We start from the raw sequence: 24,527 nt of genomic DNA, 5'->3' as shown, positions 1-24,527 counted from the left end.
TGCGGATCCGTCAAAAGCCGGTGGGAAACCGGGTGTCAGCTCAGGTTTTCGCGCAGAAAGGCGAGTGTGCGCTGCCGCGCCAGCGAAGCCGAAGACGGGTTGTATTCGGAGCCGAGATCCCGGTTGAACGCGTGACCCGCCGGGTAGCGGTAGATCGGCACGTGGGGATGCTCGTGCGTGATCGTCTCGATGTCGTCCTGCGGAATGTGCGAGTCGAGATCGCCGAAGTGCAGCATGACGGGCGCTTTCGGCTTCTCTTTCACGTACTTGATGATCTGGCCACCGTAGTAGCCGACGGCTGCATCGACGAGGAGCCTGCTCGCGCTGAGCCACGCCAATGTGCCACCGAGACAGTAGCCAATGACACCGACTTTCATTGGCCCGAACCCGCGCAGATACTGCGCCGCAGCAGCAATGTCATCGATGGCGCGGTCGGCGTTGAAGTTCCGCAGCATGCCCATGGCCTGCTCGCGCTCCTCCGGACCGTAGCCCAGGTCGACGCCGCGCTGCGTGCGATCGAAGATAGCCGGCGCGATGGTGACAAAGCCATCGTCCGCAAAGCGGTCAGCCAGCGCACGAATGTGCGCATTGACCCCGAAGATCTCCTGCACGATCACGAGGCCACCCGTGGCCGGCACTCCGGGCTGGACCACGTATGCGTCGAGCACATGACCATCGGTCGCCGTCAACTGCACCACACTTCCCATCGATTCCTCCTTGCACCATCACGCAGCGGTTGATGAGATGCAGCAAAGCCAAGGTTCGCAGCGGCGCTCTAGGGCTCCTCGCGATCCTGTCGACGCGTCATCCAGTACACGAGCCCGGTGAGCGCTGCGGTTAGCATGACCACAGCAAACTGGTACCAGTAGAAGAAGGGGAAGCCGAGCCAGACCGGCTCCAGGCGGGTGTAAAGGCCGGGATAGATCAGCAGGGCGAGCGGCAGGAGCAGGAGCCAGTTCCAGCGGCGTGAGCCGCTTCTTCCCTGCTGCGGAGCGCGCTTGTTCGCATCCATGCTCAACATCATAGAGCGACCTGCGAAAGACTCGGCTCGCTCGATGGAGTACCTGCTCAAGGGCACGGACCCAAGGCACATCGCGCGCACCCAGCGCGTAGGGTCCAGCGCACAAGCAACTCAACAAGACAATCGATTTTTATGGCGTGCCGGCGTGGTCGGGTGAGAAGATGTGCCATCCTGAGACGGATCGGGAAGGGTGGGCCTCGCCGGATGCAGACAGCATCGATTCAGCCGCGGATCGACAAAGAGGGGGACCCGGGGGCGGTTGCTGCAGCGGAGCACGCGAGGCGGTTGCTGTCGATCGACGTCATGCGCGGCCTCACGGTAGCGGGCATGATCCTGGTGACGGACCCGGGCACGTACAGTGCGGTGTACCCTCCGCTGTTGCATGCAGTGTGGCAGGGTGCGACGCCGACGGACATGATCTTCCCCAGCTTCCTGTTTGTGATGGGGGCATCGATTGCGCTCTCGACGGAGGGCCGCCTTCGGCGAGGTCAGACGAAGGCGACCATCGCGACGCACGCACTGCGCCGCGCTGCCGTGCTGGTCGTGCTGGGGCTGGCGGTAAACGGCTTTCCTTTCTACCACTGGTCCACCCTGCGATTTCCTGGCATCCTGCAGCGCATTGCGGTCTGTTCGCTGGCAGCCACCCTGCTGTACCTGGGACTGCTGCCACCTGTAGGCGATCTGCAGGCGCGCCGTGAGCAAGGCTCCGATCAGCGGCGCCTGATCACGCTCGGAGCGATCACGGCAGGCATCCTGATCATGTACTGGCTGTTGTTACGTTACGTCCCGGTGCCAGGATTTGGCGCAGGGCGCTACGACGCTGTTGGCTATCTGGGCGGCTACATCGACCGGGCTGTCTTCTCGGTTCCCCACCTTTGGGCTTACGGCGTTCCGCCTGGGCAGCCGGTCGTTCCGGGCCATGCGGTATATGACCCTGAGGGGCTCCTCTCGACGATCCCGGCGTTCACCAATACCCTCCTGGGCCTCATCGCCGGGGTTATGCTGCGCGCCAGGCAATCAATCGCAAAGACGAGCACACGGCTGGCCGCGATGGGGCTCATCCTGGCTTCGTTGGCGCTGGCCCTCTCGCCGCACATGCCGATCAACAAGCGAATCTGGACCAGCACCTTTGCGCTGCTCAGCGGCGGGGTGAGCCTGTTGTTGGTCGCGGCGCTGCACCTTTGGCTGGACCGCGCTCGTGCAGCGGATCGCGCAGTAGCCCTGCGCCTATGGCTTGCACCGGTCCTGGTATTCGGCACCAATGCGATCCTGGCGTTCGTCATCTCGAGCGTCATTACAGCCAGCATGGACGCGATACCTGTCCACGTCGGGGCGGAGCTGTCGCCCCTCCATGGAGCGCTTCACCAGTGGCTATTCACAGGCTGGCTGCCGCCGTGCCTCGGGTCGCTCGCCTACGCACTCACGATTGTGGCGGTGAACGCCGTGCTGCTGCTGCCGCTGTACCGCAGGCGGATCTTTCTCAGGCTCTGACCTCGGGAGCTGGTGAGCGCTGGCGAACCGGTGAGCCGGACTGAAGCGCTCGTTCGCTTCCTGATCGCTGCTCCGGCGGGCTGCAGTCGAACTGAATGCTGCAAACCGGCCCCTGTTCCACCGCGCGGCTGGATACACTAACAGAGCCATGATTCCCACCCTCGAATGGACCTCTGAAGGCGTCCGGTTTCTGGACCAGACGCGCCTTCCCCGCGAAGAGACCTACGTGCTTGCGAAGACGTACCAGGATGTTGCCGACGTGATCACAACGATGGTGGTGCGCGGTGCGCCTGCAATCGGCGTGTCCGCAGCGATGGGTGTTGCGCTCGGTGCGCGCCACTCGACCGCGACTTCATTGCCTGCGTTGCTGGCGGAGATTCGCGTGATTGGCAGGACACTGGCCGCAACGCGACCGACGGCCGTGAATCTGTTCTGGGCAATCGAACGCATGCGCAAGCACGCGGCGGAGCTGGCGGCGCAGTCCGGTGCGACGGTGTCCAGCGTAAAGCAGGGGCTGATCGCGGAAGCGCAGAAGATGTATGAGGAAGACATCGCGGCATGTCGTGCGCTGGGGGCGTTCGGCGCGGACCTGCTGCCGCAGCGTGCGGGCGTGCTGACGCACTGCAACGCCGGCGCGCTTGCGACATGCGGCTACGGCACGGCGCTCGGCGTGATTCGCGCAGCGGTGGAGAGCGGCCGCAAGATCGAGGTCTTCGCGGATGAGACGCGACCGTTCCTGCAAGGCGCCCGACTCACAGCCTGGGAGTTGATGCACGACGGCATCGACACGACGGTGATCTGCGACAACATGGCCGCCAGCCTGATGCGCGCGGGCAAGCTGCAGGCGATCGTTGTCGGAGCAGACCGCATTGCGGCGAATGGCGACGTTGCGAACAAGATCGGCACGTACGGCGTCGCGGTGCTCGCAAAGGAGCACGGTATCCCGTTTTACGTGGCGGCTCCGTGGTCGACCATCGACCTGGCGACGCGCACCGGCGCGGATATCCCGATCGAGCAGCGATCCCCCGTCGAGGTGACGCATCACGCGGGCAAGCACCTCACGCCGGACAACGTCGGCGTGTGGAACCCTGCCTTTGATGTAACGCCAGCGAAATATGTGACCGCCATCGTGACAGAACGCGGTGTGCTGCGCGCGCCCTATGCCGAGGCGTTGCAGCGGATGGCGCACGAAGTAGCCGTGCCGGCCTAAACGTCAGAGCGCCATTGTCGTCAACTGCGGGCTGATGTGCAGCGTGGCCTCGGTGGCCGCCTGCACCTCGGCCGGCGTAAGGCCGGGCGCGATCTCTTCGAGCACCAGCCCCTTGGCGGTGACGCGGATCCAGGCCATCTCTGTCGCAATTGTATCCACCACGGCGAGCCCGGTCAGTGGCAGCGTGCAGTGCTTCAGGATCTTCGGCCGGCCATCCCGAGTGGTGTGTTCCATGGTGACGATGACGCGTTGGGCGCTCGCCACCAGGTCCATTGCGCCGCCCATGCCCTTCACCACCTTGCCGGGGATCATCCAGTTCGCGAGATTTCCCGCCTCATCGACCTCCATCGCGCCCAGGATCGAGAGGTTCACGTGACCGCCGCGGATCATGGCGAAGGAGTCGGCCGATGAGAAGTAGGACGTGCCCGCAATCTCCGAAACGGTCTCCTTGCCCGCGTTGATCAGGTCCGGATCTTCGGTGCCGGCCAGCGGGTATGGCCCCACGCCGAGCATGCCGTTCTCCGACTGCAGCACTACTTCGATGCCGGAAGGCACGTGGTTCGCGATCAGGGTTGGCATGCCGATGCCGAGGTTCACGTAGAAGCCGTCGCGCAGCTCCCGCGCGGCACGCCGCACAATGCGCTCGCGTTTCTCCGCATCGCTGGTGGACCGGCTCGCCGCCGGTTGCGCCTTGGTTTCACTCATGCACCTGATCCCGCCTTTCGCTCTCACCCACACGCAATTGCGCCGCGTCTGCAATGGCCCGGCAGATTCGATACGCTAATGGAAGCTGTGTCTGCCGCAATGATGCCCCGATCTCTCGACCCTCGCCAGCGCTCGCTCCTGCGTGGAACAGTGCTCGTGCTGGGCAGTCTGCTTGCCGCGTTCCTGCTCGCCCACTGGCCAGACGATCCGCCCTCGCTGAAGCTGCTTATCCCGACCTTCGTTGCGCTGATCGGCACCTGGGATACGATTCGCTGCCTGCGCCGCCAGTGGAGCTTTTATCACGGCGCCGTCGTCGTGCTGCTCTACATGGACGTGATGGCGATTGCGATGATTCTGTTCCTGCTGCTCTACCCGTGGGGCGACTGGATCAAGTAGCCGCTGCTGCGTCAGATGCGGCCCGGACGGTCCGTCGCTCGATCCGCTTCTCGTAGCGATCGCCCGCGAAGATTCGCTGCACATAAATGCCCGGCGTCACGATCGCGTCCGGATCGAGTGTGCCGGCCGGCACCAACTCTTCGACCTCGGCGATGGTCACCCTGGCCGCTGTGGCCATCATCGGGTTGAAGTTGCGCGCCGTCTTGCGATAGATCAGATTGCCGGCGTGGTCGCCCTTCCAGGCTTTCACGAGCGCAAAGTCTGCACGCAGCCAGCGTTCCATCACGTACTGCCGCCCGTCGAACTCGCGCACATCCTTACCCTCGGCGACGAGCGTGCCGAGCCCGGTCGGCGTGTAGAAGGCCGGGATGCCCGCGCCCCCCGCGCGTATCCGTTCGGCCAGCGTGCCCTGCGGCACCAACGTCAGGTCGAGTTCGCCGCGAATGACCTTCTGCTCCAGTAGCTTGTTCTCGCCCACGTAGCTGCCGATGTGCGATGCAATGATTCCTGCTTCGAGCATGAGCCCCATGCCGAAGCCGTCGACGCCCATGTTGTTGCTGATCGTGTGCAGCCCTTTTACGCCTTTGCGCACCAGCGCGGCAATGAGCATCTCCGGGATGCCGCAGAGTCCAAAGCCGCCCAGCATCAGGGTTGCGCCATCGGGGATGTCGCGCACTGCTTCATCCGCACCGGACACGAGCTTATGCATGCTGCTCCTCCCCTGCTTGCGGCCACGCGAGCCCATGGTGGCCGAGCCACTCGCCGATCATGTGCCAGCCCTCCGGCCATACGCCGAAGCCTGCCTCGGCGTTGATGTGTCCTCCACCAGCGATCACTTCTAAGTCAGCACGCCATGCGGTCGCGAACTCGCGCGAGCGCTCCAGGCTGCAGTAGGGATCGTTGTCGCTGACGATCACGAGTGTCGGTGCGGAGAGAGGCTCGAGAGGAATGGGCGTGAAGGACAGCAGCGCCTCGGGTGCGCCTTCGCGCTCCGCATCGGCGGGAGCGACCAGCACAGCCGCAGCCACGCTCGCCTGACGCATCGCGAACACGGCGGCGATGGATCCGATGCTGTGCGCCAGCACGACTGCCGGCGTATGCGCCTCGATCGCGCCTACCAAGGTAGGCACCCAGGCCTCGCGCTGCGGAATCATCCAGTCCTGCTGCTCGACGCGAGTCGCCGCGCGGCCCAGCCGATCCTGCCACAGGCTCTGCCAGTGCGCAGGACCAGAGTTCTGCCAGCCGGGCTGGATCAGGAAGTGCGGACGTGGCGCGGGAGAAGGCACGCACGAGCATACTGCACTTGCGCGGCGCGCGCCAACGCTTCTCGTGATCGCTGGCTTATGCAAAACGAATGGAAGTTAAAGCTCAGGGCATGTGCCACACGTGGGGTAGCATGTCGCTGCAACCCATAACAATGCACTGGAGCCGACCTGCCATGTTCAAGGGTTTTCGAGATTTCGTCCTGCGCGGCAACGTGATGGACCTTGCTGTCGCCGTCATCATCGGCGCTGCCTTCGGGGCCATCGTCAACGCGCTGGTGGCCGACATCATCAACCCGGCGATTGCCGCCGTCGTCCATAAGCCGGACTTCTCTGCCCTGGTGCTCGACGTAAACGGGGGCAAGATCAAGTACGGCGATTTCCTGAACGCGATCATTTCGTTTCTGCTGATTGCCGCGTCCGTGTACTTCTTCTTCGTGCTGCCGGTGAACGCGCTGATGAACCGCTTCAAGAAGCCGCTGCCAGAGGTTCCGGTCGCATTCAAGCCGTGCCCGGAGTGCCTAAGCGACATCCCGCTCGCCGCGAAGCGCTGCAGCCACTGCACACAGCTGGTGGCCTAGTCGAGGTGGCGCAGCGCCGGCGACCCGGCGTAGAAGAGCATGAAACAGAGCAGCGCCGCCGCGGACATGGCAGCGATGGCGTGGCTCGTCTCCATGTGGCGGGAGAGTTCGCCCGCCAACAGACAGCCGAGCGGCGGCAGGCCGAGGAAGCTGGTCGCGTAGATGCTCATCACGCGGCCACGCATCTCGTCCGAGGTGAGCTGCTGCAACGCGACGTTCATCAACGATGACGTCATGGTCAGCCCGAAGCCTTCGCACCAGGACATGGCAGCGGAGAGAGCGAAGCTGTGCGAGTAGCAGAAGACAATCGCCGCCACCATGACAAACGCGCCAGAGCCGACGATGATCGGCCCGCGCTTTCGCATATGGCCCCGCAGCGCGATGATGGCCGCCGCAGTGAACGCGCCGATGCCGGAGCAGGCCATCATGAAGCCGAGCCCCCGCTCGCCGGAGTGCAATGTGTTCTTGACGAAGTACGGCACAAACGTGAGGAACGGGAAGAGCAGGAAGCTCGCGCTCGCCACCAGCAACACCAGCGCGAACATCTCGCGGCTGCGCCGCACATAGCGGAAGCCGGCAGCCAGGCTCTGCCACACGCCGGTGCGGGGCGCCAGCTTCTCCGCCGGATAGCGCATGCGCAGCAAGCCAAACAGTACGGCGAGAAAGCTGAAGCCATTCAGGAAGAAGTTGCCGGCGACGCCCATCCATGCCATCGCATAGCCGCCCAGCGTGGGCCCCAGCACGCGCGACAGGTTGAACTGGATCGAGTTCAATGCGATCGCGTTTGGCAGATCGCTGCGGCGCACGATGCGCGGCACCATTGCCTGGTAGCTCGGCGCGTTGAGGGCCATGGCGAGGCCATTCAGGAACGAGAGCGCCGCCACCTGCTGGATGGTGATGACCTTCGCATACGCGAGCGCAGCCATGGCAAAGGCCAGCAGAGCCATCGCGGTCTGCGTTGCGACGAGCAGGTTGCGCTTGTTGACACGATCCGCAATCACGCCGCCGAACAGGGTGAAGATGAGATACGGGATCGCCGCGACGAAGCCCACAACGCCCAACCAGAATGACGAGTTGGTGAGCTGCAGCACCAGCCAGCTGAGGGCGATGTTCTGCATCCAGGTGCCGACGTTCGATAGAAAGTTGCCGCACCAGAAGTAGCGGAAGTCTTCGTTCCGCAGCGAACGGATGACGCGGGGCCACTCGGTAGGCGGCGACGCCTCGTGCGAGAGCACATCGGCCATGTCGGCCGGGATGAGAACGGCGTCAGGGAAGCCGCGTGGGCTGACCGCTGCCGGCAGCCGCTGCTCCGGAACGTGCTCCTCCGCAGGCAGCTCCAGCTCTGTTGACCGCTCGCCCACCTGCTGCACAACTCCCTTTCCGACCCGTGCCGCCGTCGCGTCTCTTCAGTGTAAGTCGCCGGGCGGAGCCGAGCCGGTGCGGAAAAGCTGCGGTACTCTTTTCATCATCAGTGTCTGACCCCAGCCCGGAGCCCTCCTTCTTGCGCCTGCCCCTGCCCGTCCTCGCTACGCTTGCACTGCTCTCTTCCCTCTCCGCCGCCGCCCAGGCACCTGCGATTCCGAACACACTGTTCGGCTACAAGGATTTCAGCAAGCAGGCTGAGCTCGACCGGCGCTTCCTCGCTGTGCCGAATGCGGCGCTCGCGGGTGAAGAGCTGAAGAAGCTCACGGCTGCACCGCACGTCGCCGGATCGAAGGAGGACTACGACACAGCGGTGTACGTCGCCGACAAATTCAAGGCTGCGGGACTCGAAACCAAGATTGTGCCGTATAAGGCGTGGCTCAACCTGCCGGTCTCCGTGATGGTGGAGGCCAGGGACAGCAGCGGGCGCGTCCTGATGACGGGGCCCTCGAAGGAGCACGTCAGCTCCGATCCGTTCCAGGACGACCCGCGCGTGCTGCCCGCCTTCAACGGCTCCTCACCCTCGGGCGATGTCACTGGCGACGTGGTGTATGCGAACTATGGCCGGCCCGAGGATTTCCAAAAGCTCGCCGACGCGCACATCGACCTGCACGGGAAGATCGTCCTGGTGCGCTATGGCGGCAACTTTCGTGGGGTCAAGGTCTACATCGCGCAGCAGCACGGCGCGGCCGGAGTCCTGATCTACTCCGACCCGTACGATGACGGCTACTTCCAGGGGGACGTGTACCCGAAGGGGCCCTACCGTCCGGACACAGGCGTGCAGCGCGGCTCTGTGCAGTACATGTTCAAGTACCCGGGCGATGCGACCACGCCGGGCGTCGCTTCCACGCCGGAGCTGCTGGACGCCCAGCGCGTGCCGGTGCAGAAGATCGAGAGCATGCCGTCGATCCCGTCACTGCCGCTGTCCTATAAAGACGCGGAGCCAATTCTCGATCACCTGGCCGGTCCGTCCGTTCCGCGTGGCTGGCAGGGTGCGCTTCCGTTTGCTTACCACTTCGGCGGCCAGGGCAGCGTGCGCGTGCACCTGAAGCAGACGATGAACTACACGCAGACCACCATCTGGGATGTGATCGGGCGCATCGCGGGTGAGGACGATCAGGACTGGGTCGTGACCGGCAACCATCGCGATGCGTGGGTGTACGGCGCGGTCGACCCGAACAGTGGCACCGCTGCGATGCTCGAAGCAGTGCACGGCTTCGGTGCCCTGCTGAAGGATGGATGGAAGCCCAAGCGCACGATCTACGTCTGCAGCTGGGACGCGGAAGAAGAGGGCCTGATCGGCTCCACCGAGTGGGTCGAAGATCACGCGCGGCAGCTCTCGCGCGCCGTCGCCTACTTCAACACGGACGTTGGTGTCTCCGGGCCGGAGTTTGAGGCATCCGCCGTTCCTTCGCTGAAGCAGTATGTACGCGAAGTCGCAGCCGAGGTGGCGAGTCCGCAGGGCGGCTCTGTGCTGGATCATTGGCGGGAGGAGGTCGCGCGCGCCGGCTCTTCGGCTTCGACCGATGAAGAGCGCAGCCAGGCCAGCACGACCACGATGCAGGCGCATGTCGGCGATCTGGGCTCGGGGTCGGACTTTACGCCGTTCCTGCAGCATGCCGGCGTGCCGTCGACGGACATCGGTTCGCGTGGCAAGTACGGCGTGTACCACTCGGTCTACGACAACTACGCGTGGTTCACACATTTTGCGGATCCGACCTTTGTCTATGAGCAGCAGCAGGCGCGCATCTTCGGGCTCGAAGCACTGCACATGGCCGATACCGATGTCTTGCCGTATGACTACGTCACGTACGCGCAGGAGATTGCCGGCTATCTGAAGGAGGCCAATGCCAGCGCGAAGAAGGCAGGGCTGGCGCTGAACTTCGCAAAGGCCGACGCGGCTGCGGCTGGCATGCGGACGCAGGCCGAAGCGGCGATGCAGCGTCAGAAGTCCGCAACCGGCGACGCGACGACGCTGAATGCGACGCTGCGCAAGGTGGAAGATGATCTGCTGGACCCGCAAGGCCTTCCGGGCCGCGCGTGGTTCCGCCACACCGTGTACGCGCCCGGCGAGTACACGGGCTATGCGGCGGTTGTTATTCCCGGGGTGAACGAGGCGATCGATGCGAAGGATCGCGAGCGTGCGCAGCGCGGACTCGATGCGCTGACGGCGGCGATTGAGCGGGCGAGCAGCGATCTGAAGCAGGCGGCCGGGCAGTAGCCGGCGGCTACATCAGGTGCGATGGAAAAGGTGAGCTGAGGCCGAGCGAGTGGCGCACGAAGAGCGCTGCGAACAGTGCCGCGACAAAGACGCCGGTCAGGAGGGCATCCTGCCACATGGTGTTGATGCCCTCGCGAATGGCGGCGTACTGGAAGCAGAAGTACATGGGCAGATCGGCAGCGGCGGCAGCGATTACGGCGCCCAGCATGCCGTAGTGGTGGAAGCCCCACGGCAGCGTGAGAAACAGCGTCGTGCAGTACACCGCCTGGGCAAAGGCGTTGTAGTGCGAGCGGTGCAGCGCAAAGATGGCGGGGCTGATAGTGCTGTAAAGCAGGGTGTGCCACAGCCCGACGCCGAGGATGCCGATCATCCAGCAGGCGCCGTGATAACGGACCGGGTAGACGTGGCGGATGAAGATGTCCGCGATGCAGACATCCACCGCGAGCAGCACGGCACCGCCTGCCAGAACCATGCCGCGATATTTGAGATACATGCGGCGAAACTCCGGACGGGGCAGCTCCTGGAACTTGGCCAGGAATGGAAAGCCGACCTTGCTGCAGAACTGCATGATCACCTGACGCGGCAGCTCGGACATGCCATACGCCACGCCGTACAGGCCGAGCAGCGTAAGCGAGATGAGCTTGCCGAGGATGAGGCGGTCGGACTGCGAGGCGAGAAAGGTGATCGCGGTGCCAAGCAGGATCCACTTGCCGAAGCCAACGATGGCGCGGATCGACTCCTTATCCCACTGGAAGTGAGGGCGCAGGTGCGGCTTGAACCAGTAGGTGCAGGCACAGCGGACGACTTCGCCGATGAGACGGCCACCGACCAGAGCCCAGATGGTGGGGCTGATGAGGGCCCAGCTGACGGTCGCGAGAAAGATGACGAACTGCGTGAACAGTTCAAGCAGCGTCAGTTCCCGCACCTCAAGGTGGCGCGCCATCCGCAGCAGAACCGGCGAGGAATGAGCGCCGATGACTGCCGCGAACCCGATCAGGATCAGCACCGGGAAGATGCGGGGCTCATGGTAGAAGCGGGAGGCGGGCCAGGCCAGCAGGAGACAGAAGAAGAAGATGCCGAAGCCGCGAATGTACTCGATCGTCCAGGCGGTATTCAGGAATGCGGGGTCGTCGCCGCGCGGGTTCTGAATGACGTTTTCCTGCAGCCCGAGGTGCGAGAACAGATAGAGGCCGACCAGGATGCTGGTGACTAGCGCGAGCAGGCCGAAGTACTCCGGGGTAAACAGCCGCGCAAAGATCAGGCTGTTGGCAAGGCGCAGCAGGATGCTGCCCGCCGTGGTGATGCCGACGAAGACCGAGCCGTTGATCGCTTTGAGTTCGAGCTTGCGGCGCTGGTGGTCGGAATGTGCTGCCGCGGCGGCGCTATCCTGCGCCTCAGGGCTGCCCAGGTCGGGCCCCAGAAGCGGCTCAGACCTTCCCTCCAGCTCTGTTGTGAACTCTCCCGGCACGCTGCTGCCCTCTCGTTCAGTTCTGATGCAGAACGCGAATTGTGCCGCGTGTCTCGAGACGACGGTACCACCATCGTCCCAATACTTTGATTATAGGGAGCTGCGGCCGGAACGGCCTCCCGGCCTGCTGCACGCGAGATGACTGTCGTTTACACCAGCACGGATGCGTGGCGTTCGCAGTCTCGGATGCGAGTTCAATTAATTTCTGGTGACGAGTTGCGACTGCAGCGTCACCAGCTCCGTCAGGTCCTTCTTCTCAAGACCATGCACGTCGCGGTTGAAGGCATCCACTTTGCTCGACCAGTTCATGGAGCAGAACTTCGGTCCGCACATCGAGCAGAATGCGGCCTCCTTGTAGTAGTCGTCGGGCAGCGTCTCATCGTGCATGGAGCGCGCTGTCTCCGGATCGAGTGAGAGCGCGAACTGCTTCTCCCAGTCGAAGGTGTAGCGCGCGTAGCTGATGGCGTCGTCGCGATCACGCGCGCCGGGCCGATGGCGGGCCACGTCGGCGGCGTGCGCGGCGATCCTGTACGCGATCATGCCGTCCTTCACGTCCTTCTCGTTCGGCAGGCCGAGGTGCTCCTTGGGCGTGACGTAGCACAGCATCGAAGCGCCGTACCAGCCGATCATCGCGGCGCCGATCGCGCTCGTGATGTGGTCGTAGCCCGGCGCGATGTCGGTCACCAGCGGGCCCAGTGTGTAGAAGGGCGCCGCAAAGCAGTACTCGACTTCCTTGTCGACCTGCTCCTTGATCTTGTCGAGCGGCACGTGTCCAGGCCCCTCGATCATCACCTGGACATCGCTCTGCCACGCCTTGCTGGTCAGCTCGCCAAGCGTCTTCAACTCGGCGAACTGCGCCTCGTCGCTCGCATCCGCGATGCAGCCGGGACGCAGACCATCGCCGAGCGAGAAGCTGACATCGTGCTTCGCCAGCACCTTCACGATGCGGTCGAAGTGCTCGTAGAGGAAGTTCTGCCGATGGTGATGCGTCATCCACTGGGCGAGAATGGCGCCGCCGCGGCTGACGATGCCGGTGATGCGCTTGGCCACCATGGGCACGTACTGGATCAGCACGCCGGCATGCACGGTGAAGTAGTCGACGCCCTGCTCTGCCTGCTCCTCGATCACTTCGAGATACACATCGATGTTCAGGTCTTCGAGCTTCTTGACGCGGTTCAGTGCTTCGTAAAGGGGCACCGTGCCGATCGGCACCGGCGAGTGGCGCAGGATGGCCTCGCGAATCTCCGGAATGTTGCCGCCGGTCGAGAGGTCCATCACCGTATCCGCGCCGAAGCTGACGGCGGTGTGCAGCTTCGCCAGCTCTTCCTGAATGTTCGAGGTCACGGCGGAGTTGCCGATGTTGGCGTTGATCTTGCACCGCGATGCCACGCCGATCGCCATCGGCTCAAGCTCAGGATGGTTGATGTTCGCGGGGATGATCAGTCGGCCCGCCGCGATCTCCGTGCGGATCAGCTCAGCCGGAAGCTTCTCGCGCTTCGCGACGTACTCCATCTCCTCGGTGATGCGGCCCAGGCGAGCGTAGTGCATCTGCGAGACATTGCGGTCGCCGGTGCGCTCCACCTCGGCGCGGCGCTTCTCAATCCACTCTGCGCGCGGCTTCAGGATCTCCGTGGCGTAGGTATCCGGGACTCCGTGTTGACTCATCTCGCAATCTCCCCAGGTTCCACTTCACCTCGCGACGAACACACGGCACGTGAGGCGTTGGCCTGATTATAGCGGCGCAGACAAGGCGCGTTTTGCGTGCGACGCACGTTGCCACGAGAGTGCCCGGGAGGCTGCTTGACGCTGCCCCGGGGGCGACCTAACCTGAAAGAGATCCCTATGGCCAGCAGCGCACCGGCAACACGCTCCGCCTCTCTTCGCATCGGCCTCGCCGTGCTCGTCGTGCTGGGTGTGATCGCATGGCTCGCCGTCAGCGGCATCCAGGCGAATAAGAGCTACTACGTCACCATCAGTGAGCTACAGGGCATGGGCAACAAGGCCTACACGCGGCACCTGCGTGTGGCGGGCAACGTGGAGCCCGGTTCGATCGAGCGCGATGGCACGCATGCGCGCTTCGTGCTGCTCGAACAGGGACGGCGCCTGCCGGTGCAATACGCTGGCGTCGAGCCGCCCCCGGACACCTTCAAGGACAACGCGCAGGCACTCGCCATCGGCACCTTCGGACATGACGGCGTCTTCCATGCTGCGGAGCTGCAGGCCAAGTGCGCCTCGAAGTACGCGCCCGCGCAGAGGCCCGGCGCCCCCGGTGCTGCTCCTGCTGCGTCGGACAAGACAGCGAGCCTGCGCAACCGTCCCGAAGCACCTGTCGTCAACTAGCTCGGAGCGGCCTGGTGCGCGCTCGCTATACTGCGAGCACTCGATGCCGCCGCTGGCCACACTGCGCGATGTCTCAAAGCTGTACGGCAGCTTCGCGGCGCTGCGTCACGTCACTCTCGATCTCGAAAACAGCCGCAGTTACGTTCTGCTGGGGGAGAACGGCGCGGGCAAATCGACGCTGCTGCGCGTGCTCGCCGGCCTGTTGCGGCCTACGCTCGGCACGGTGCGCGTGCTGGGTGAAGAGCCTGTTGCGGTGCGCGGGCGCATTGGCTACATGAGCCATGCGTCCATGCTCTATGACGAGTTGACCGCACGCGAGAATCTCGCCTACACGGCAGCGCTGATGGAAGGCGCTCGCTGCCTCAGCATCGATGCGGCACTGCTGATGGTTGGCCTCGATCCGGCGCTCACGCGTCCGGTCGCGCAGTACTCGCAGGGCATGCGGCAGCGCACTTCGCTCGCTCGCGTACTGCTCTCGCAGCCTGACCTGGTTCTGCTCGATGAGCCGTTCTCGAATGTGGATCGCACCAGCGCACTGCGCATGCAGGACCTGTTGGCCAATCTGCGCAACCAGGGCCGCACCATCGTGCTGACCACGCATCAGCGCGAACTGGCCGAGCCGCTCGCCGATGTCACCCTCACACTCGAGCACGGCAGCCTCGTTTCCCTCCCCCGTGCGGGAGCCGCATGAAGACCAACGCGGCGCGCATTCTCGATGGTCTCGGCATCGCCTATACGCTCCAGGAGTACGAGGTCGCCCCTGACGATCTGCGTGCGACCACGGTCGCCGCGAAGATCGGCATGCCACCAGAGCAGGTCTTCAAAACGCTGCTCTGCGCCGTGGGCACGGACAGCTACGTCTTCGCTGTGGTGCCGGGCGATGCAGAGCTGGACTTCAAGAAACTGGCGCGCGCTGCGGGTACGCGCAAGGCAGAGATGGCGCCGCTCAAGGAAGTCCAGCCGCTGACCGGGTACATCCGCGGCGGTGTCACGGTGCTCGGCGCGAAGAAGCCTTACCCAGCCTTCGCGGATGAGACCATCGAACTCTTCGACAGGATCTCTGTGTCTGCAGGTCAGCGCGGACTACAGATCGTGCTCGCACCAGCGGACTATCTGCGCGCGACAGGGGCGCAAATCGCAGACCTCACCAAAAGCAGCGGAGAGCGCGCGTGACGCTCGCCGCATTGCGGGCACATCTCGCGAAGGACCTGCGCATCGAGTGGCGTTCGAAGGACGCGCTGCAATCGATGCTCTTCTACGCGCTGCTCGTCGTCGTGCTCTTCTCGCTGGCGTTCGACCCAACACGCGAGAGTTCGCGACAGATCGCCGGAGGGGTGCTGTGTGTGGCGGTGCTGTTTGCCGCGGTGCAGGCACTGAACCAGGCGTGGGCGCGCGAGCTGCGCAACGCGGTGCTCGATGCCCAGCGCATGGCGCCATCGCCGCCGAGCGCGCTCTACCTGGCGAAGGTGCTGGCTAACTTCCTCTATGTGGTCGCAGTAGAAGTGATCCTCGCGCCAGTGTTCGCGATCTTCTACAACCTGCACCCGCTCGGCAATGCGTGGCTCTTCCTCGTCATCCTGCCGCTGGGCACCTGGGCGCTCATCGCGAATGGCGTCTTCTACGCGGCGCTTTCGCTGCGCACGCGCTCGCGCGAACTGCTGCTGCCATTGCTGCTGTTTCCGATCTTTCTGCCGGCACTTCTCGCGCTGGTGCTCGCTGCCTCCGATGTGCTGACAGGCGAGAGCGACCCCGGGCTCTGGATCAGGCTGCTGGCCGGCTATGACGTGATCTTTACCGTGCTCAGCCTCTTGCTGTTCGAGACTGTGCTGTACGCGGAGTAAGGGCTCAGGCCGACACAGCCACTTCGCTCGCTGCCTTACGACGGCTGCGGTTAAGCCAGTAGCGGATGGTTGTCCCCTGCACCAGCACCGAGAAGACGACGATGACGTAGGTCGCAGTCAGGATCCAGCCCTGGCCCACGTTCGGCGGCACGGAGAGCGCGAGCGCAATGCAGAGGCCGCCGCGCAGCCCGCCCCAGGTCAGCAGGGTCAGCGAGTTCGTCTGCTGCGGCCGGAGCCAGCGCAACACCAGCAGCACCAGCCCCACCGCGACCGCGCGCGCAACGTTGACCAGCACGATCTCGCTCAAGCCGAACAGCACACTCTGGCGCTGGAACGACACCACCAGAAATCCGCAGCCAAGCAGGACAAACAGAATCGCATTCTGGATGTGATCGAGATTGGTCCAGAAGTGGTGAAGGTCCTTGTGCGCGACGCGCTCGAGCGGCACGCCTTCGATGAAGATGCGGAGCACCAGTGCGGCAGTGACGGCCTCAAGCGGCGCCGAGATGCCAAGATGGTCGGCCAGCGCATACCCACCCAGCGCCAGCCCGAGGCTGAGCAGCAGATCGATCGGCTCGCTTTGCACGGTGCGCATCAGGTAAGCGACCGGGATCGCGAGCGCGATGCCCAGCAGGATGCCGCCTCCGGAGGTGAGCAGCATCGAGCCCATGACTTTGGGCAACGACAGCGCGTGGCCTCCTTGGGCAGCCTGCACCAATGCAATGAAGATGACGGCGCCGATACCGTCGTTGAACAGCGACTCGCCGGCCAGCTCGGACTCAAGCGATCGCGGCGCATGCACACGCCGCAGCATCTCGATGACGGCGATGGGATCGGTGGGCGAGATCAGCGCGCCGAAGATCATGCACTCGAGCAGCGCCGGGTGATACCCGAATACGCGTGCTGTGTAGAAGGTCGCGCCGCTGACACCGGCGATCGACAGCAGCGTGGCGAAGATCGCGAGCATGCCGACGGTGAAGCGGTGCTGCCGCAGGCCATCGAGGTCGAGCAGGAAGCCGCCCGCAAACAGCAGCAGTGACAGCATGCCGTGGAGGATGAGTCGCTCGAAGCTGATGTGGTGCAGCAGGCCGACAGCCCAGTCATGCGGGGCCGGCCACACCCGCGCCAGCAGCAGCAGCACGATCGAGCTGATCGCGCTCAACAGCATGGTGCCGATCGTGTTCGGCAGCTTCAGGACGCGTGCACTGCACCACCCAAACAGGGCGGCTACAGCAAACAGCACGCTGATGAGGGCAAGCATGCTTTTAGGATGCCCCAACATTTGCGTGCAGTGCTGGATTTGCTACAGCGGACAGTGGCTAATGCGCTGCTGCAGGATGCGTGTCCTGGGGACGCAGTGAGCCGTGACCCTGCAGAAGCTGAGAGCAACTGAGCACAATCAGAATGGCTCCGAGCACGGCAGCGCCCACGCGCAGCACCAGCACGGTGGCGGCGCGTGCATGCGCCCGCTGGTCGGGCGGACCGTCGGGCGATCGGGCAGCGCCCTGGTGCGGCACCACGCGTGGGACACCGAAGTAGGGGCCCAGGGCGGCCATCAGCACCAGGGCGACGCCAAGGATCAGACGGACATACATGGGCAAGCGCTCCAGACTGCGGCTCTCGTCAAAACCGAGGCGAGCTACTGCTCCTGATAGATGCTGCCGGCCCCGCCGGAGCGCGATAAACTGGAGCTGACAGCAGGGAGACGGAGATGAAGTGGTTCCGATGGGTCTGGCTGGTCGGCACGCTCGCGCTTCTGGCCGAGGCGTTCTACCAGGCGATGTACGTGGCGCCCACCGAGGCCACGATGGGCAACATCCAGCGGATCTTCTACTACCACTTCCCGTCCGCGATGATGACGTTTCTGTTCTTCTTCATCAGCTTCGTCGCGTCGGTCGTCTATCTCGTCTATCGCCATCGCCAGCCGCTGCGCGCGCTCACCGCGGACGCAGTGGCGGTGTCCGCGGCCGAAGTGGGTGTGATCTTCTGCACGGCTGTGCTGCTGCAGGGGCCGCTCTGGGCGCGTCCCGTGTGGGGCATCTGGTGGACGTGGGATGCGCGGCTCACCAGCACGCTGGTGATGTGGCTCATCTACTGCTCCTACCTGCTGCTGCGCCGGCTCGCGGCTGGTCCGCAGATGCAGACACTCGCCGCGGTGGTCGCCATCTTCGGCTACGCCGATGTGCCAATCGTTTACTTCTCGACCCGCTGGTGGCGCACCCAGCATCCATCGCCGGTGATTGGCGGCGATCAGAACTCCGGGCTCGACCCGAGCATGTGGCCGGCCGTCTGGTGGAACCTGGCCGCGTGGCTGGCATGGGGGCTGCTGATCCTGGGGCTGCGCTACGCGATCGAGCGGCGGCGGCAACTGCGTGAGCAGGACGAAGCGCTGATGGCGCTGGAAGCCAGCATGGAAGCCGCGCCGTGGAAGGAGAACGACTGATGGCTCACCGCCACCTGATCCTCGCCTACGTGCTCACCTGGACCTTGCAACTGGGCTACCTGGGCCGTCTGGCCGTGAAGTGGCAGCGTGAGAAGCGCGCCAGCACCCGCCTGCGCTAGCACCTCCCGGCCACGCAAAAAGCAACGAAGCGGTCTCACCGCGAGGCACGCTTCGTTGTCCGAGGAGGGTACTCATCGGCGGGGCGAATTCTCGGGGAATCCTGACCCGCATGCCTCACAAGACGCACTGGTGCCTTCGCAGGTTTCGGCCGTACGCAACTGTTTGCCTCTATCCCGCCGGGTAGGCAGAAGATGATCCCACCTTCGGGGGAGAATCTGTCTCGAAAAGAGGGATACCTCTGGCGAAGCGACCAGCCGCATGATGCTTTTGTCAGGAGCAGCCCCTCAAGAGCAGCGCCTGTTGGCCGAACGGCGAAGACCGAAGGCCCTCATCTCGACTAGCCTCCCAGAGGGCCACCGGCGGGTGGCCTTCCTTTTTGCTGCCACCCCGCACCATCGCTCCTCCACCCGGCGAAACCCTCTCCATTGCCGCTCGGCAATGACCCCCGTTACACTTAAGGTTTCCAGAGAGGATCGCGTCCATGCTCGTCGTCATGAAGCCGCACGCCACCGCTGAAGAGGTCCAGGCGGTCTGTGAGCGCATCGAGTCGCTCGGCTATCGCCCGCACTCCATGCCCGGAGCGCAGCGCACCGCCATCGGCATCACCGGCAACCAGGGCGCGGTGGAGCAGGATGCGCTGGCCGAGATGTCCGGCGTCGCCGAGGTCATCAAAGTCTCCAAGCCCTACAAGCTGGTCAGCCGTGACGTGAAGGAAGAGGACACGGTCATCCGCTTCCCCGGCACCAACGCCACGATCGGTGGCCGGGATCTCGCCGTCATCGCCGGCCCCTGCTCAATCGAGAGCCGGGAACAGGCGTTCGCGGTGGCCGAGCAGGTTGCCCACGCCGGTGCCCAGTTCCTGCGCGGCGGCGCCTATAAGCCGCGCACGTCGCCGTATGCTTTCCAGGGCATGGGTGAAGCGGGGCTGCAGATCATGGCCGAGATCCGCGAGCGCTACGGACTGCGGATCGTGACCGAGGCGATCGACAGCGAGTCCATGGAGCTGGTCGAGGAGTACGCCGACATGATCCAGATCGGCGCGCGCAACATGCAGAACTACTCGCTGCTGAAGCGTGCCGGCCGCTCGCGGCTGCCAGTGCTGCTGAAGCGCGGACTCTCCGCCACGCTCGAAGAGCTGCTGATGGCCGCCGAGTACATCATGAGCGAGGGCAACTACCAGGTCGCCCTCTGCGAGCGCGGCATCCGCACCTTCACCGATCACACGCGCAACACGCTGGACCTGAGCATCGTTCCGGCGGTGCAGCGGGTCAGCCATCTGCCGATCGTCGTTGACCCGAGCCACGGTACGGGCAAGCGCGACCAGGTGCTGCCACTGGCACGCGCGGCAGTGGCGGTCGGCTGCGATGGCCTGATCGTCGAGGTGCACCACGCGCCCGACCGCGCACTCTCCGATGGCGCGCAATCGCTCTACCCGGAGCAGTTCGAACAGCTCATGACCGAGTGCTCGCAGATTGCCGAGGTCGTCCACCGGCGCATTCCCCGCGGGATCGAAGTGGCAGCGCACGAAGGGACCACCTCCCCTGTCGGCCGCTGAACACCTGCTGCGCCTGGCGCGAGGCCCACGAAGCCTCGCGCTTGCTGTCTCTGCCCTGCTGCTCATCACCCTGAGCGGCTGCCGCAAGCACGATTTCCCCGAGTACCCGAACACCTACCGCGAGTTCGCGTACGTCACCAACAGCGGCAGCAACACGGTAACCGTGCTCGACCTGGTGCACCTGCGGCAGGACCGTGTGCTCGCGGTCGGCAAGCGGCCTGTCGGCATCACGGCAAACCCGGTCCGAAACGAAACCTACGCAGTCAACGCGGACAGCGGCACAGTCAGCGTCATCGACGCTCTGTCGAACCAGGTGAGCGGTACGATCCAGGTCGGCCGCACGCCGTACGCGATCGACGTCGCGCCAAACGGGCGCACGGCGTACGTCGCGAACTCGGGCGCGAACACGCTTTCCGTGCTGGATCTGGAGGAGCGACGCATCGTAGCCACCATCGGCGTGGGCGAAGGCCCAGGACTGGCCCGGCTGGCTCCAGACGGCTCCGCAGTGGTCGTCAGCAACCGCCAGAGCGGCAGCGTCAGCATCGTGGACCCAGAGCAGCGCCGTGTGCGCGCCTTCTTTCCGGGGTGCCCGGGCGCAACGGATATCGCCATTCTGCCCGACGCCACCAAGGCGCTGGTCGCCTGCTCGGGCGGTCACCAGGTGATGGTGATCGGGCTCGCTCGCCCGGCCAGCAACGACTTGAAGGCGAGGCCGGATCGCGTGCTCTCACTGCTCGATGTGGGCAAAACCCCGATCCGCTGCGTGCTCAAGCCGGATGGCGGCGAGGTCTTCGTGACCAACTTCGACGGTGGCTCGATCTCTGAAGTCGCCACCGGCAACGACGAGGTCGGCGGAACCTACAACATCGGCACGCATCCCTCGCAGGGGGTGGTCACGCGCGACAATGCCATGCTCTGGGTCTCGGACTTCGGCGGCGGCATGGTCGGGCTCTACGGCATTGACGACGGCCGCCTTCTGGGCAGCGTGCATGTCGGCGAGGGTCCAGACGCGCTGGTACTTTCGCAGGCGGAACACCTGCTGCTCGTGGTCGACTCGCAATCGAACGACTTGGCCGTGGTGCGGACGCGCTCGCGGGCACTGCTCACCTTCCTGCCCCTGGGATCGAGTCCCAGCAGCATCGCCGTGAAGGCTTACACGATCCGGTAGCTGTTTTTCCGGTTCAGCTTGCGGCCAGCTAGTTCTAGTGCTGGTTGAAGAACGCCACGACCCGATCCCCGTGGAAATTGGACTGGTCGTTGTGATTGCCACTCGACGTATGGACCACCACGCTGCCCGTGGACGCGTTCACCAGGGCGGCGAAGGCATCCGTGTTCTCGGCACGTCGCACAACGCCGTCGTCATAGCTGCTCCACAGCTCGGTGGGCACCCTGGAGAAGACGGACCCGGCATTGAGCAGCGGATCGTGACCGCTTGTCGCGGCCGCGTATGAGAGCTGGTCCGAGATGTCGTACGCCTTGTCGATCAGCCGGTCTGCGTTGCCGGACAGATAGGCCCAGCTCAGGCTGGTGTTGACGCACCAACCGACCATCGCCCGGGGGTGCACCGCGCCCGCAGCCACGGCGTTCAGGGCAGTCAGGCCGCCCGATGAATCCGCCATCAGGAACGGCTGGGCGTCGAGGTTCAGGATGCCTCGGTAGTGAGCGACGAGATCGGTCACGTCTGTGGTGCACTGCTGGTTGCCGTAGCAGTTCCGATCCGTATAGTTCATCGACAGCACGACGTAATGCGCAGCGATGAGCTGGTGCAGGATGTCCGCGTAGGGGCCCTTTTGGATGTCCGCGGCGCTGCCGCCGGTGCCATGAAAGAAGATCACCCACCGCGCGGGCGTAGCCGCGTCGTATCCAAGTGGCACGACGGCGAGGCTGCCGCCCTCACCAACGTCCGAGAGCACCGAGGCGGGATTGCTGGTGCCGCAGCCGGCGATTCCGGAGAGACCGACGACCAGCAACAGAGCCGCGGCGACCAGTCGAATCGGCTGCTTCCGCCTGGGCAGGACGGCTGGGAGACCCGAAGAAAGTGACAGGTGTGGCAAGGCTTCTCCCCGGGCCGGTGCGGGTTGTAGCGTACGGCGCACTTGAAGTGGCTCGGCACTGCAGACAGGAAGCGCACACGATCGCCGGCGAATGAAACCCGGGCAAAGCTGGCTGAACTGGCAGATGGAGCCGGCTCAGTATCGGATTTAGGGGTACACCTCACTATGACCCAAACGGGGCATAGACAAGGCAGCGCAAACGTGGTGCTCAGTAGCGGGCTCTACTGGCACCACAGGATGGCGCCCATCCGATAGAGGAAGGCGCGCTCCAGCTCGTAGCGCAGGCCCGTGTTGGCGAGCATGCGGCCCAGCTCTCGCCGCGTGTAGGCGCGACGCACCGAGACAGGGCCATCGTGCGTGGAGATGCGGCTTGGGTCGCGCAGCGCATGCAGGCGCGCCAGCCAGAGGTGCGGACGTGTGCGCTCCAGGTCGTTGACGACGAACGCGACGCGCGCGATACGCGTGGCCTCCGCAAACAAGCGCATCACCTGCCGGGGCTCAAGGTGATGCAGGAAGAGGCAGCAGGTGACCACGTCGACGCTCTTGTCCGGCAGCGGCAGGGCGAGCGCGTCGCCGCAGACCAGGCGCAGTTCCGTGGAGAGCCCGGGCCAGGTCTCCTGTTGCGGGAGGTGTTTCTCGCTGCGGTCGAGCAGGGTCACCTCCGCATCCACCGACGCGAGGGCCAGGGCCTGCTCGAGAACGTAGCCACGTCCGCTCGCCACTTCGAGGATGTGAGGACGTCCGGAAACGTCTCGCAGCGCCCGGCGCAGCAGCCGCGCATGCAGCCGTACACCGCCGTAGCGGCGATTGACGTGCTCGACCGAGCGAAGCGCGGCGTCGATCTCCGCGGTCGTGCCCTGGTCAAAGTCCAGCCACTCCTCTTCGACAAAGCGTTGCATCATGACTTTCGAACAGTAACCGATTGGGCCGGAATACGTCTGAACTCCAGTTTCACTGGATCGCAGCCGGCCGGTTGGCACTTCCGGCACAAAGCTGGCACAGTGAGACGACAAACTTTTCGCGGCAGACTCAGTGGGCAGCGAGCCCGCTGGGCAATCCCGCTCCCCGTCGAGGTCTATGAAGATTGCCAGTGTGGCGCGCGCATTGCCGCCGTATCAATTTACCCAGCAGGAGATCTTCACAGCACTCGCACGGCATTGGCAGGATCGCCTCGACAATCCTGAACTGCTTGCACGCTTTCATCATCGCGTTGGCGTCAGCACACGTCACTTCGTGCTGCCGCTGGATAAGTATGACGAGCTGACACGCTGGGGCGATGCCAACCGGGTATGGCTGGAGCATGCAGAGCGCCTGGGCGAGGCCGCCATCGCAAGCGCACTCGAACGCGCCGGCATGACCCGCGACCAGATTGCCGCACTGCTCACCGTGTCCGTCACCGGCATTGCCAGCCCGTCGCTCGATGCGCACCTCACGAACGTGATGGGCCTGCGCTCAGACATCCGGCGCACGCCCATCTTCGGACTTGGCTGCGTCGCCGGCGCCTCGGGCATCGCCCAGGCTGCGGACTATGTGCGTGCCTACCCGGACCGCGTGGCCGTGCTTCTCTCCGTCGAGCTCTGCTCGCTCACCTGGCAGCGTGGCGACCTCTCGATCGCGAACCTGATCGCCTCCGGCCTGTTCGGCGACGGCGCTGCTGCGGTTGTGGTGGCAGGCGACGCTGTGCCGCTTCAGACGGAAGGCGTCTCGATCGTGGACACGGCTTCGAGTTTCTACCCCAATACTGAGGACGCGATGGGGTGGGATATCTCGGAGGAGGGCTTCCGGATCGTGCTGTCGCCGGAGGTGCCGCGCATCATTCGTGAGCATCTGCCGCACGACGTCGATGCCCTGCTGGCGCGCAACGGGCTCTCGCGTGCCGATATCGGGAGCTGGGTGCTACATACCGGCGGGCCGAAGGTGCTGGAGGCGATGGCCGGCTCACTCGGGTTGGAGCGCGAGACCTGCGCCGCGTCGTGGGACAGCCTGCGCGAGGTCGGCAATCTGTCCTCCGCATCCGTGCTGCTGGTGCTTGAAGACGTGCTCATGAAGAATCGCCCAGCCCCGGGCACCTGGGGCGTGCTGGCAGCGCTCGGACCCGGCTTTTGTGGTCAGCTCGTACTGCTGCGCTGGTAATTCCCTTCTCTCTCGCAAAGAAAAAGAGGGCCTGCCCCCGGCCAGGAGGCAGGCCCTTTCATTCACTGCAGAGGAGAGACGTCGATTACTGGTGGAAGACCGATCCCTGCTCCGCGCGCTGCGTCCAGCGCAGGCCGAAGCTGTAGGTGGGCGCGTAGTACTCACGCTGGATCGGATACTTCTCGCTCCCATTGTAGAAACCAAATACCTCGTTGTTCAGGTTGAGGAATTGCGCAATCACGCTGATGCCGCGTCCCTTCGGGA

At 64.6% G+C, this 24,527-nt stretch carries 25 protein-coding genes; 13 read left to right on the top strand and 12 right to left on the bottom strand.

The window, feature by feature from the left end; translation table 11 throughout:
* Positions 1 to 35: 35 nt before the first annotated feature.
* Both AC5IJH_RS15665 and AC5IJH_RS15660 read right to left on the bottom strand, forming a co-directional pair.
* Entirely contained in the window at positions 36 to 707 is a 672-nt protein-coding gene (locus tag AC5IJH_RS15665) for a dienelactone hydrolase family protein (protein WP_491903769.1), read from the bottom strand.
* A 68-nt stretch (positions 708 to 775) separates the two neighbouring features.
* A complete protein-coding gene (locus AC5IJH_RS15660) occupies positions 776 to 1,012 on the bottom strand; it encodes a DUF3311 domain-containing protein (RefSeq protein WP_491903768.1) in 237 nt (78 codons plus the stop codon).
* A 213-nt stretch (positions 1,013 to 1,225) separates the two neighbouring features.
* On the opposite strand from AC5IJH_RS15660, the gene AC5IJH_RS15655 reads away from it, so the two are divergent.
* The gene (locus AC5IJH_RS15655) at positions 1,226 to 2,512 is read left to right on the top strand and encodes an acyltransferase family protein (RefSeq protein ID WP_491903767.1); all 1,287 of its coding nucleotides are present in this window, start codon (positions 1,226 to 1,228) and stop codon (positions 2,510 to 2,512) included.
* Positions 2,513 to 2,660: 148 nt separating this feature from the next.
* On the top strand, positions 2,661 to 3,722 hold the full coding sequence (gene mtnA / locus AC5IJH_RS15650) for an S-methyl-5-thioribose-1-phosphate isomerase (protein WP_491903766.1): 1,062 nt from the start codon (positions 2,661 to 2,663) through the stop codon (positions 3,720 to 3,722).
* Between the two features lie 3 nt (positions 3,723 to 3,725).
* Here mtnA and AC5IJH_RS15645 read toward each other — a convergent pair whose 3' ends face one another.
* On the bottom strand, positions 3,726 to 4,427 hold the full coding sequence (locus AC5IJH_RS15645; protein WP_491903765.1) for a 3-oxoacid CoA-transferase subunit B: 702 nt from the start codon (positions 4,425 to 4,427) through the stop codon (positions 3,726 to 3,728).
* A gap of 78 nt (positions 4,428 to 4,505) precedes the next feature.
* Between AC5IJH_RS15645 and AC5IJH_RS15640 the strand changes: the two genes are divergently transcribed.
* A complete protein-coding gene (locus AC5IJH_RS15640) occupies positions 4,506 to 4,823 on the top strand; it encodes a permease (protein WP_491903764.1) in 318 nt (105 codons plus the stop codon).
* On the opposite strand, the gene AC5IJH_RS15635 is transcribed toward AC5IJH_RS15640, so the two are convergent.
* Together AC5IJH_RS15635 and AC5IJH_RS15630 are read right to left on the bottom strand one after the other, a co-directional pair.
* Positions 4,816 to 5,532: a CoA transferase subunit A gene (locus AC5IJH_RS15635; protein WP_491903763.1), complete on the bottom strand. Its 717-nt coding sequence runs from the start codon at positions 5,530 to 5,532 to the stop codon at positions 4,816 to 4,818. The two genes, AC5IJH_RS15640 and AC5IJH_RS15635, sit on opposite strands and share 8 nt — an antisense overlap.
* Entirely contained in the window at positions 5,525 to 6,109 is a 585-nt protein-coding gene (locus AC5IJH_RS15630) for an RBBP9/YdeN family alpha/beta hydrolase (RefSeq protein ID WP_491903762.1), read from the bottom strand. Before AC5IJH_RS15630 ends, AC5IJH_RS15635 begins: the two co-directional genes overlap by 8 nt.
* A 152-nt stretch (positions 6,110 to 6,261) precedes the next feature.
* On the opposite strand from AC5IJH_RS15630, the gene mscL reads away from it, so the two are divergent.
* Positions 6,262 to 6,666, top strand: coding sequence for a large conductance mechanosensitive channel protein MscL (mscL, locus tag AC5IJH_RS15625; protein WP_491903761.1), 405 nt, complete (start codon positions 6,262 to 6,264; stop codon positions 6,664 to 6,666).
* Here mscL and AC5IJH_RS15620 read toward each other — a convergent pair.
* Positions 6,663 to 8,036, bottom strand: a complete 1,374-nt coding sequence (locus tag AC5IJH_RS15620; protein ID WP_491903760.1) for an MFS transporter — start codon at positions 8,034 to 8,036, stop codon at positions 6,663 to 6,665. The two genes, mscL and AC5IJH_RS15620, sit on opposite strands and share 4 nt — an antisense overlap.
* A gap of 131 nt (positions 8,037 to 8,167) precedes the next feature.
* On the opposite strand from AC5IJH_RS15620, the gene AC5IJH_RS15615 reads away from it, so the two are divergent.
* Positions 8,168 to 10,309, top strand: a complete 2,142-nt coding sequence (locus AC5IJH_RS15615; RefSeq protein WP_491903759.1) for a M28 family metallopeptidase — start codon at positions 8,168 to 8,170, stop codon at positions 10,307 to 10,309.
* Between the two features lie 7 nt (positions 10,310 to 10,316).
* Here AC5IJH_RS15615 and AC5IJH_RS15610 read toward each other — a convergent pair whose 3' ends face one another.
* Positions 10,317 to 11,777 carry an oligosaccharide flippase family protein gene (locus tag AC5IJH_RS15610; protein WP_491903758.1) on the bottom strand — a complete coding sequence of 487 codons (1,461 nt, stop codon included), beginning with the start codon at positions 11,775 to 11,777 and terminating at the stop codon, positions 10,317 to 10,319.
* 198 nt (positions 11,778 to 11,975) lie between these two features.
* Positions 11,976 to 13,442 carry a phosphomethylpyrimidine synthase ThiC gene (gene thiC / locus AC5IJH_RS15605; protein WP_491903757.1) on the bottom strand — a complete coding sequence of 489 codons (1,467 nt, stop codon included), beginning with the start codon at positions 13,440 to 13,442 and terminating at the stop codon, positions 11,976 to 11,978.
* A 177-nt stretch (positions 13,443 to 13,619) separates the two neighbouring features.
* On the opposite strand from thiC, the gene AC5IJH_RS15600 reads away from it, so the two are divergent.
* Genes AC5IJH_RS15600 through AC5IJH_RS15585 form a run of 4 tightly spaced genes read left to right on the top strand, consistent with a single transcriptional unit; the run spans position 13,620 to position 15,958 of the window.
* Entirely contained in the window at positions 13,620 to 14,117 is a 498-nt protein-coding gene (locus tag AC5IJH_RS15600; protein ID WP_491903756.1) for a cytochrome c maturation protein CcmE, read from the top strand.
* 43 nt (positions 14,118 to 14,160) lie between these two features.
* Positions 14,161 to 14,808, top strand: a complete 648-nt coding sequence (locus AC5IJH_RS15595) for an ABC transporter ATP-binding protein (protein ID WP_491903755.1) — start codon at positions 14,161 to 14,163, stop codon at positions 14,806 to 14,808.
* Positions 14,805 to 15,290 (top strand): Cys-tRNA(Pro) deacylase, encoded by a 486-nt coding sequence (gene ybaK, locus AC5IJH_RS15590; RefSeq protein ID WP_491903754.1) that lies wholly within the window; start codon positions 14,805 to 14,807, stop codon positions 15,288 to 15,290. Before AC5IJH_RS15595 ends, ybaK begins: the two co-directional genes overlap by 4 nt.
* Positions 15,287 to 15,958, top strand: a complete 672-nt coding sequence (locus tag AC5IJH_RS15585) for a heme exporter protein CcmB (RefSeq protein ID WP_491903753.1) — start codon at positions 15,287 to 15,289, stop codon at positions 15,956 to 15,958. Before ybaK ends, AC5IJH_RS15585 begins: the two co-directional genes overlap by 4 nt.
* 4 nt (positions 15,959 to 15,962) lie before the next feature.
* On the opposite strand, the gene AC5IJH_RS15580 is transcribed toward AC5IJH_RS15585, so the two are convergent.
* Together AC5IJH_RS15580 and AC5IJH_RS15575 are read right to left on the bottom strand one after the other, a co-directional pair.
* A complete protein-coding gene (locus AC5IJH_RS15580) occupies positions 15,963 to 17,219 on the bottom strand; it encodes a cation:proton antiporter (protein ID WP_491903752.1) in 1,257 nt (418 codons plus the stop codon).
* A 58-nt stretch (positions 17,220 to 17,277) separates the two neighbouring features.
* Positions 17,278 to 17,553 carry a hypothetical protein gene (locus tag AC5IJH_RS15575; protein WP_491903751.1) on the bottom strand — a complete coding sequence of 92 codons (276 nt, stop codon included), beginning with the start codon at positions 17,551 to 17,553 and terminating at the stop codon, positions 17,278 to 17,280.
* A 116-nt stretch (positions 17,554 to 17,669) separates the two neighbouring features.
* On the opposite strand from AC5IJH_RS15575, the gene ccsA reads away from it, so the two are divergent.
* The 3 genes from ccsA (at position 17,670) to AC5IJH_RS15560 (ending at position 21,244) form a co-directional block, all read left to right on the top strand.
* Positions 17,670 to 18,401 carry a cytochrome c biogenesis protein CcsA gene (gene ccsA, locus AC5IJH_RS15570; RefSeq protein ID WP_491903750.1) on the top strand — a complete coding sequence of 244 codons (732 nt, stop codon included), beginning with the start codon at positions 17,670 to 17,672 and terminating at the stop codon, positions 18,399 to 18,401.
* Positions 18,402 to 19,002: 601 nt separating this feature from the next.
* Positions 19,003 to 20,076 carry a 3-deoxy-7-phosphoheptulonate synthase gene (aroF, locus tag AC5IJH_RS15565; protein WP_491903749.1) on the top strand — a complete coding sequence of 358 codons (1,074 nt, stop codon included), beginning with the start codon at positions 19,003 to 19,005 and terminating at the stop codon, positions 20,074 to 20,076.
* On the top strand, positions 19,994 to 21,244 hold the full coding sequence (locus AC5IJH_RS15560; protein ID WP_491903748.1) for a YncE family protein: 1,251 nt from the start codon (positions 19,994 to 19,996) through the stop codon (positions 21,242 to 21,244). Before aroF ends, AC5IJH_RS15560 begins: the two co-directional genes overlap by 83 nt.
* Positions 21,245 to 21,278: 34 nt before the next feature.
* Here the strand turns inward: AC5IJH_RS15560 and AC5IJH_RS15555 are convergent, their stop codons facing one another.
* Together AC5IJH_RS15555 and AC5IJH_RS15550 are read right to left on the bottom strand one after the other, a co-directional pair.
* Positions 21,279 to 22,130, bottom strand: coding sequence for an alpha/beta hydrolase family protein (locus tag AC5IJH_RS15555; RefSeq protein WP_491903747.1), 852 nt, complete (start codon positions 22,128 to 22,130; stop codon positions 21,279 to 21,281).
* Positions 22,131 to 22,351: 221 nt separating this feature from the next.
* The gene (locus AC5IJH_RS15550; protein ID WP_491903746.1) at positions 22,352 to 23,032 is read right to left on the bottom strand and encodes a methyltransferase domain-containing protein; all 681 of its coding nucleotides are present in this window, start codon (positions 23,030 to 23,032) and stop codon (positions 22,352 to 22,354) included.
* Between the two features lie 175 nt (positions 23,033 to 23,207).
* Here AC5IJH_RS15550 and AC5IJH_RS15545 point away from each other — a divergent pair, with 175 nt between their 5' ends.
* Positions 23,208 to 24,263, top strand: a complete 1,056-nt coding sequence (locus AC5IJH_RS15545; protein ID WP_491903745.1) for a type III polyketide synthase — start codon at positions 23,208 to 23,210, stop codon at positions 24,261 to 24,263.
* Positions 24,264 to 24,527: the final 264 nt, after the last annotated feature.

Source organism: Candidatus Dedyshia acidiphila (assembly GCF_051025295.1).
GTDB lineage: Bacteria > Acidobacteriota > Terriglobia > Terriglobales > Acidobacteriaceae > KBS-83.
Note: the sequence above shows the minus strand (reverse complement) of the source record. Positions and strands in the feature narration are given on the sequence as shown.

What these genes read in the sequence shown, in the direction of transcription:
- AC5IJH_RS15665 (WP_491903769.1), bottom strand. Translation starts at nt 707, where the DNA reads ATGGGAAGTGTGGTGCAGTTGACGGCGACCGATGGTCATGTGCTCGAC.
- AC5IJH_RS15660 (WP_491903768.1), bottom strand. Translation starts at nt 1,012, where the DNA reads ATGGATGCGAACAAGCGCGCTCCGCAGCAGGGAAGAAGCGGCTCACGC.
- AC5IJH_RS15655 (WP_491903767.1), top strand. Translation starts at nt 1,226, where the DNA reads ATGCAGACAGCATCGATTCAGCCGCGGATCGACAAAGAGGGGGACCCG.
- mtnA (WP_491903766.1), top strand. Translation starts at nt 2,661, where the DNA reads ATGATTCCCACCCTCGAATGGACCTCTGAAGGCGTCCGGTTTCTGGAC.
- AC5IJH_RS15645 (WP_491903765.1), bottom strand. Translation starts at nt 4,427, where the DNA reads ATGAGTGAAACCAAGGCGCAACCGGCGGCGAGCCGGTCCACCAGCGAT.
- AC5IJH_RS15640 (WP_491903764.1), top strand. Translation starts at nt 4,506, where the DNA reads ATGGAAGCTGTGTCTGCCGCAATGATGCCCCGATCTCTCGACCCTCGC.
- AC5IJH_RS15635 (WP_491903763.1), bottom strand. Translation starts at nt 5,532, where the DNA reads ATGCATAAGCTCGTGTCCGGTGCGGATGAAGCAGTGCGCGACATCCCC.
- mscL (WP_491903761.1), top strand. Translation starts at nt 6,262, where the DNA reads ATGTTCAAGGGTTTTCGAGATTTCGTCCTGCGCGGCAACGTGATGGAC.
- thiC (WP_491903757.1), bottom strand. Translation starts at nt 13,442, where the DNA reads ATGAGTCAACACGGAGTCCCGGATACCTACGCCACGGAGATCCTGAAG.
- AC5IJH_RS15600 (WP_491903756.1), top strand. Translation starts at nt 13,620, where the DNA reads ATGGCCAGCAGCGCACCGGCAACACGCTCCGCCTCTCTTCGCATCGGC.
- AC5IJH_RS15595 (WP_491903755.1), top strand. Translation starts at nt 14,161, where the DNA reads ATGCCGCCGCTGGCCACACTGCGCGATGTCTCAAAGCTGTACGGCAGC.
- ybaK (WP_491903754.1), top strand. Translation starts at nt 14,805, where the DNA reads ATGAAGACCAACGCGGCGCGCATTCTCGATGGTCTCGGCATCGCCTAT.
- AC5IJH_RS15580 (WP_491903752.1), bottom strand. Translation starts at nt 17,219, where the DNA reads ATGCTTGCCCTCATCAGCGTGCTGTTTGCTGTAGCCGCCCTGTTTGGG.
- AC5IJH_RS15575 (WP_491903751.1), bottom strand. Translation starts at nt 17,553, where the DNA reads ATGTATGTCCGTCTGATCCTTGGCGTCGCCCTGGTGCTGATGGCCGCC.
- ccsA (WP_491903750.1), top strand. Translation starts at nt 17,670, where the DNA reads ATGAAGTGGTTCCGATGGGTCTGGCTGGTCGGCACGCTCGCGCTTCTG.
- aroF (WP_491903749.1), top strand. Translation starts at nt 19,003, where the DNA reads ATGCTCGTCGTCATGAAGCCGCACGCCACCGCTGAAGAGGTCCAGGCG.
- AC5IJH_RS15550 (WP_491903746.1), bottom strand. Translation starts at nt 23,032, where the DNA reads ATGATGCAACGCTTTGTCGAAGAGGAGTGGCTGGACTTTGACCAGGGC.
- AC5IJH_RS15545 (WP_491903745.1), top strand. Translation starts at nt 23,208, where the DNA reads ATGAAGATTGCCAGTGTGGCGCGCGCATTGCCGCCGTATCAATTTACC.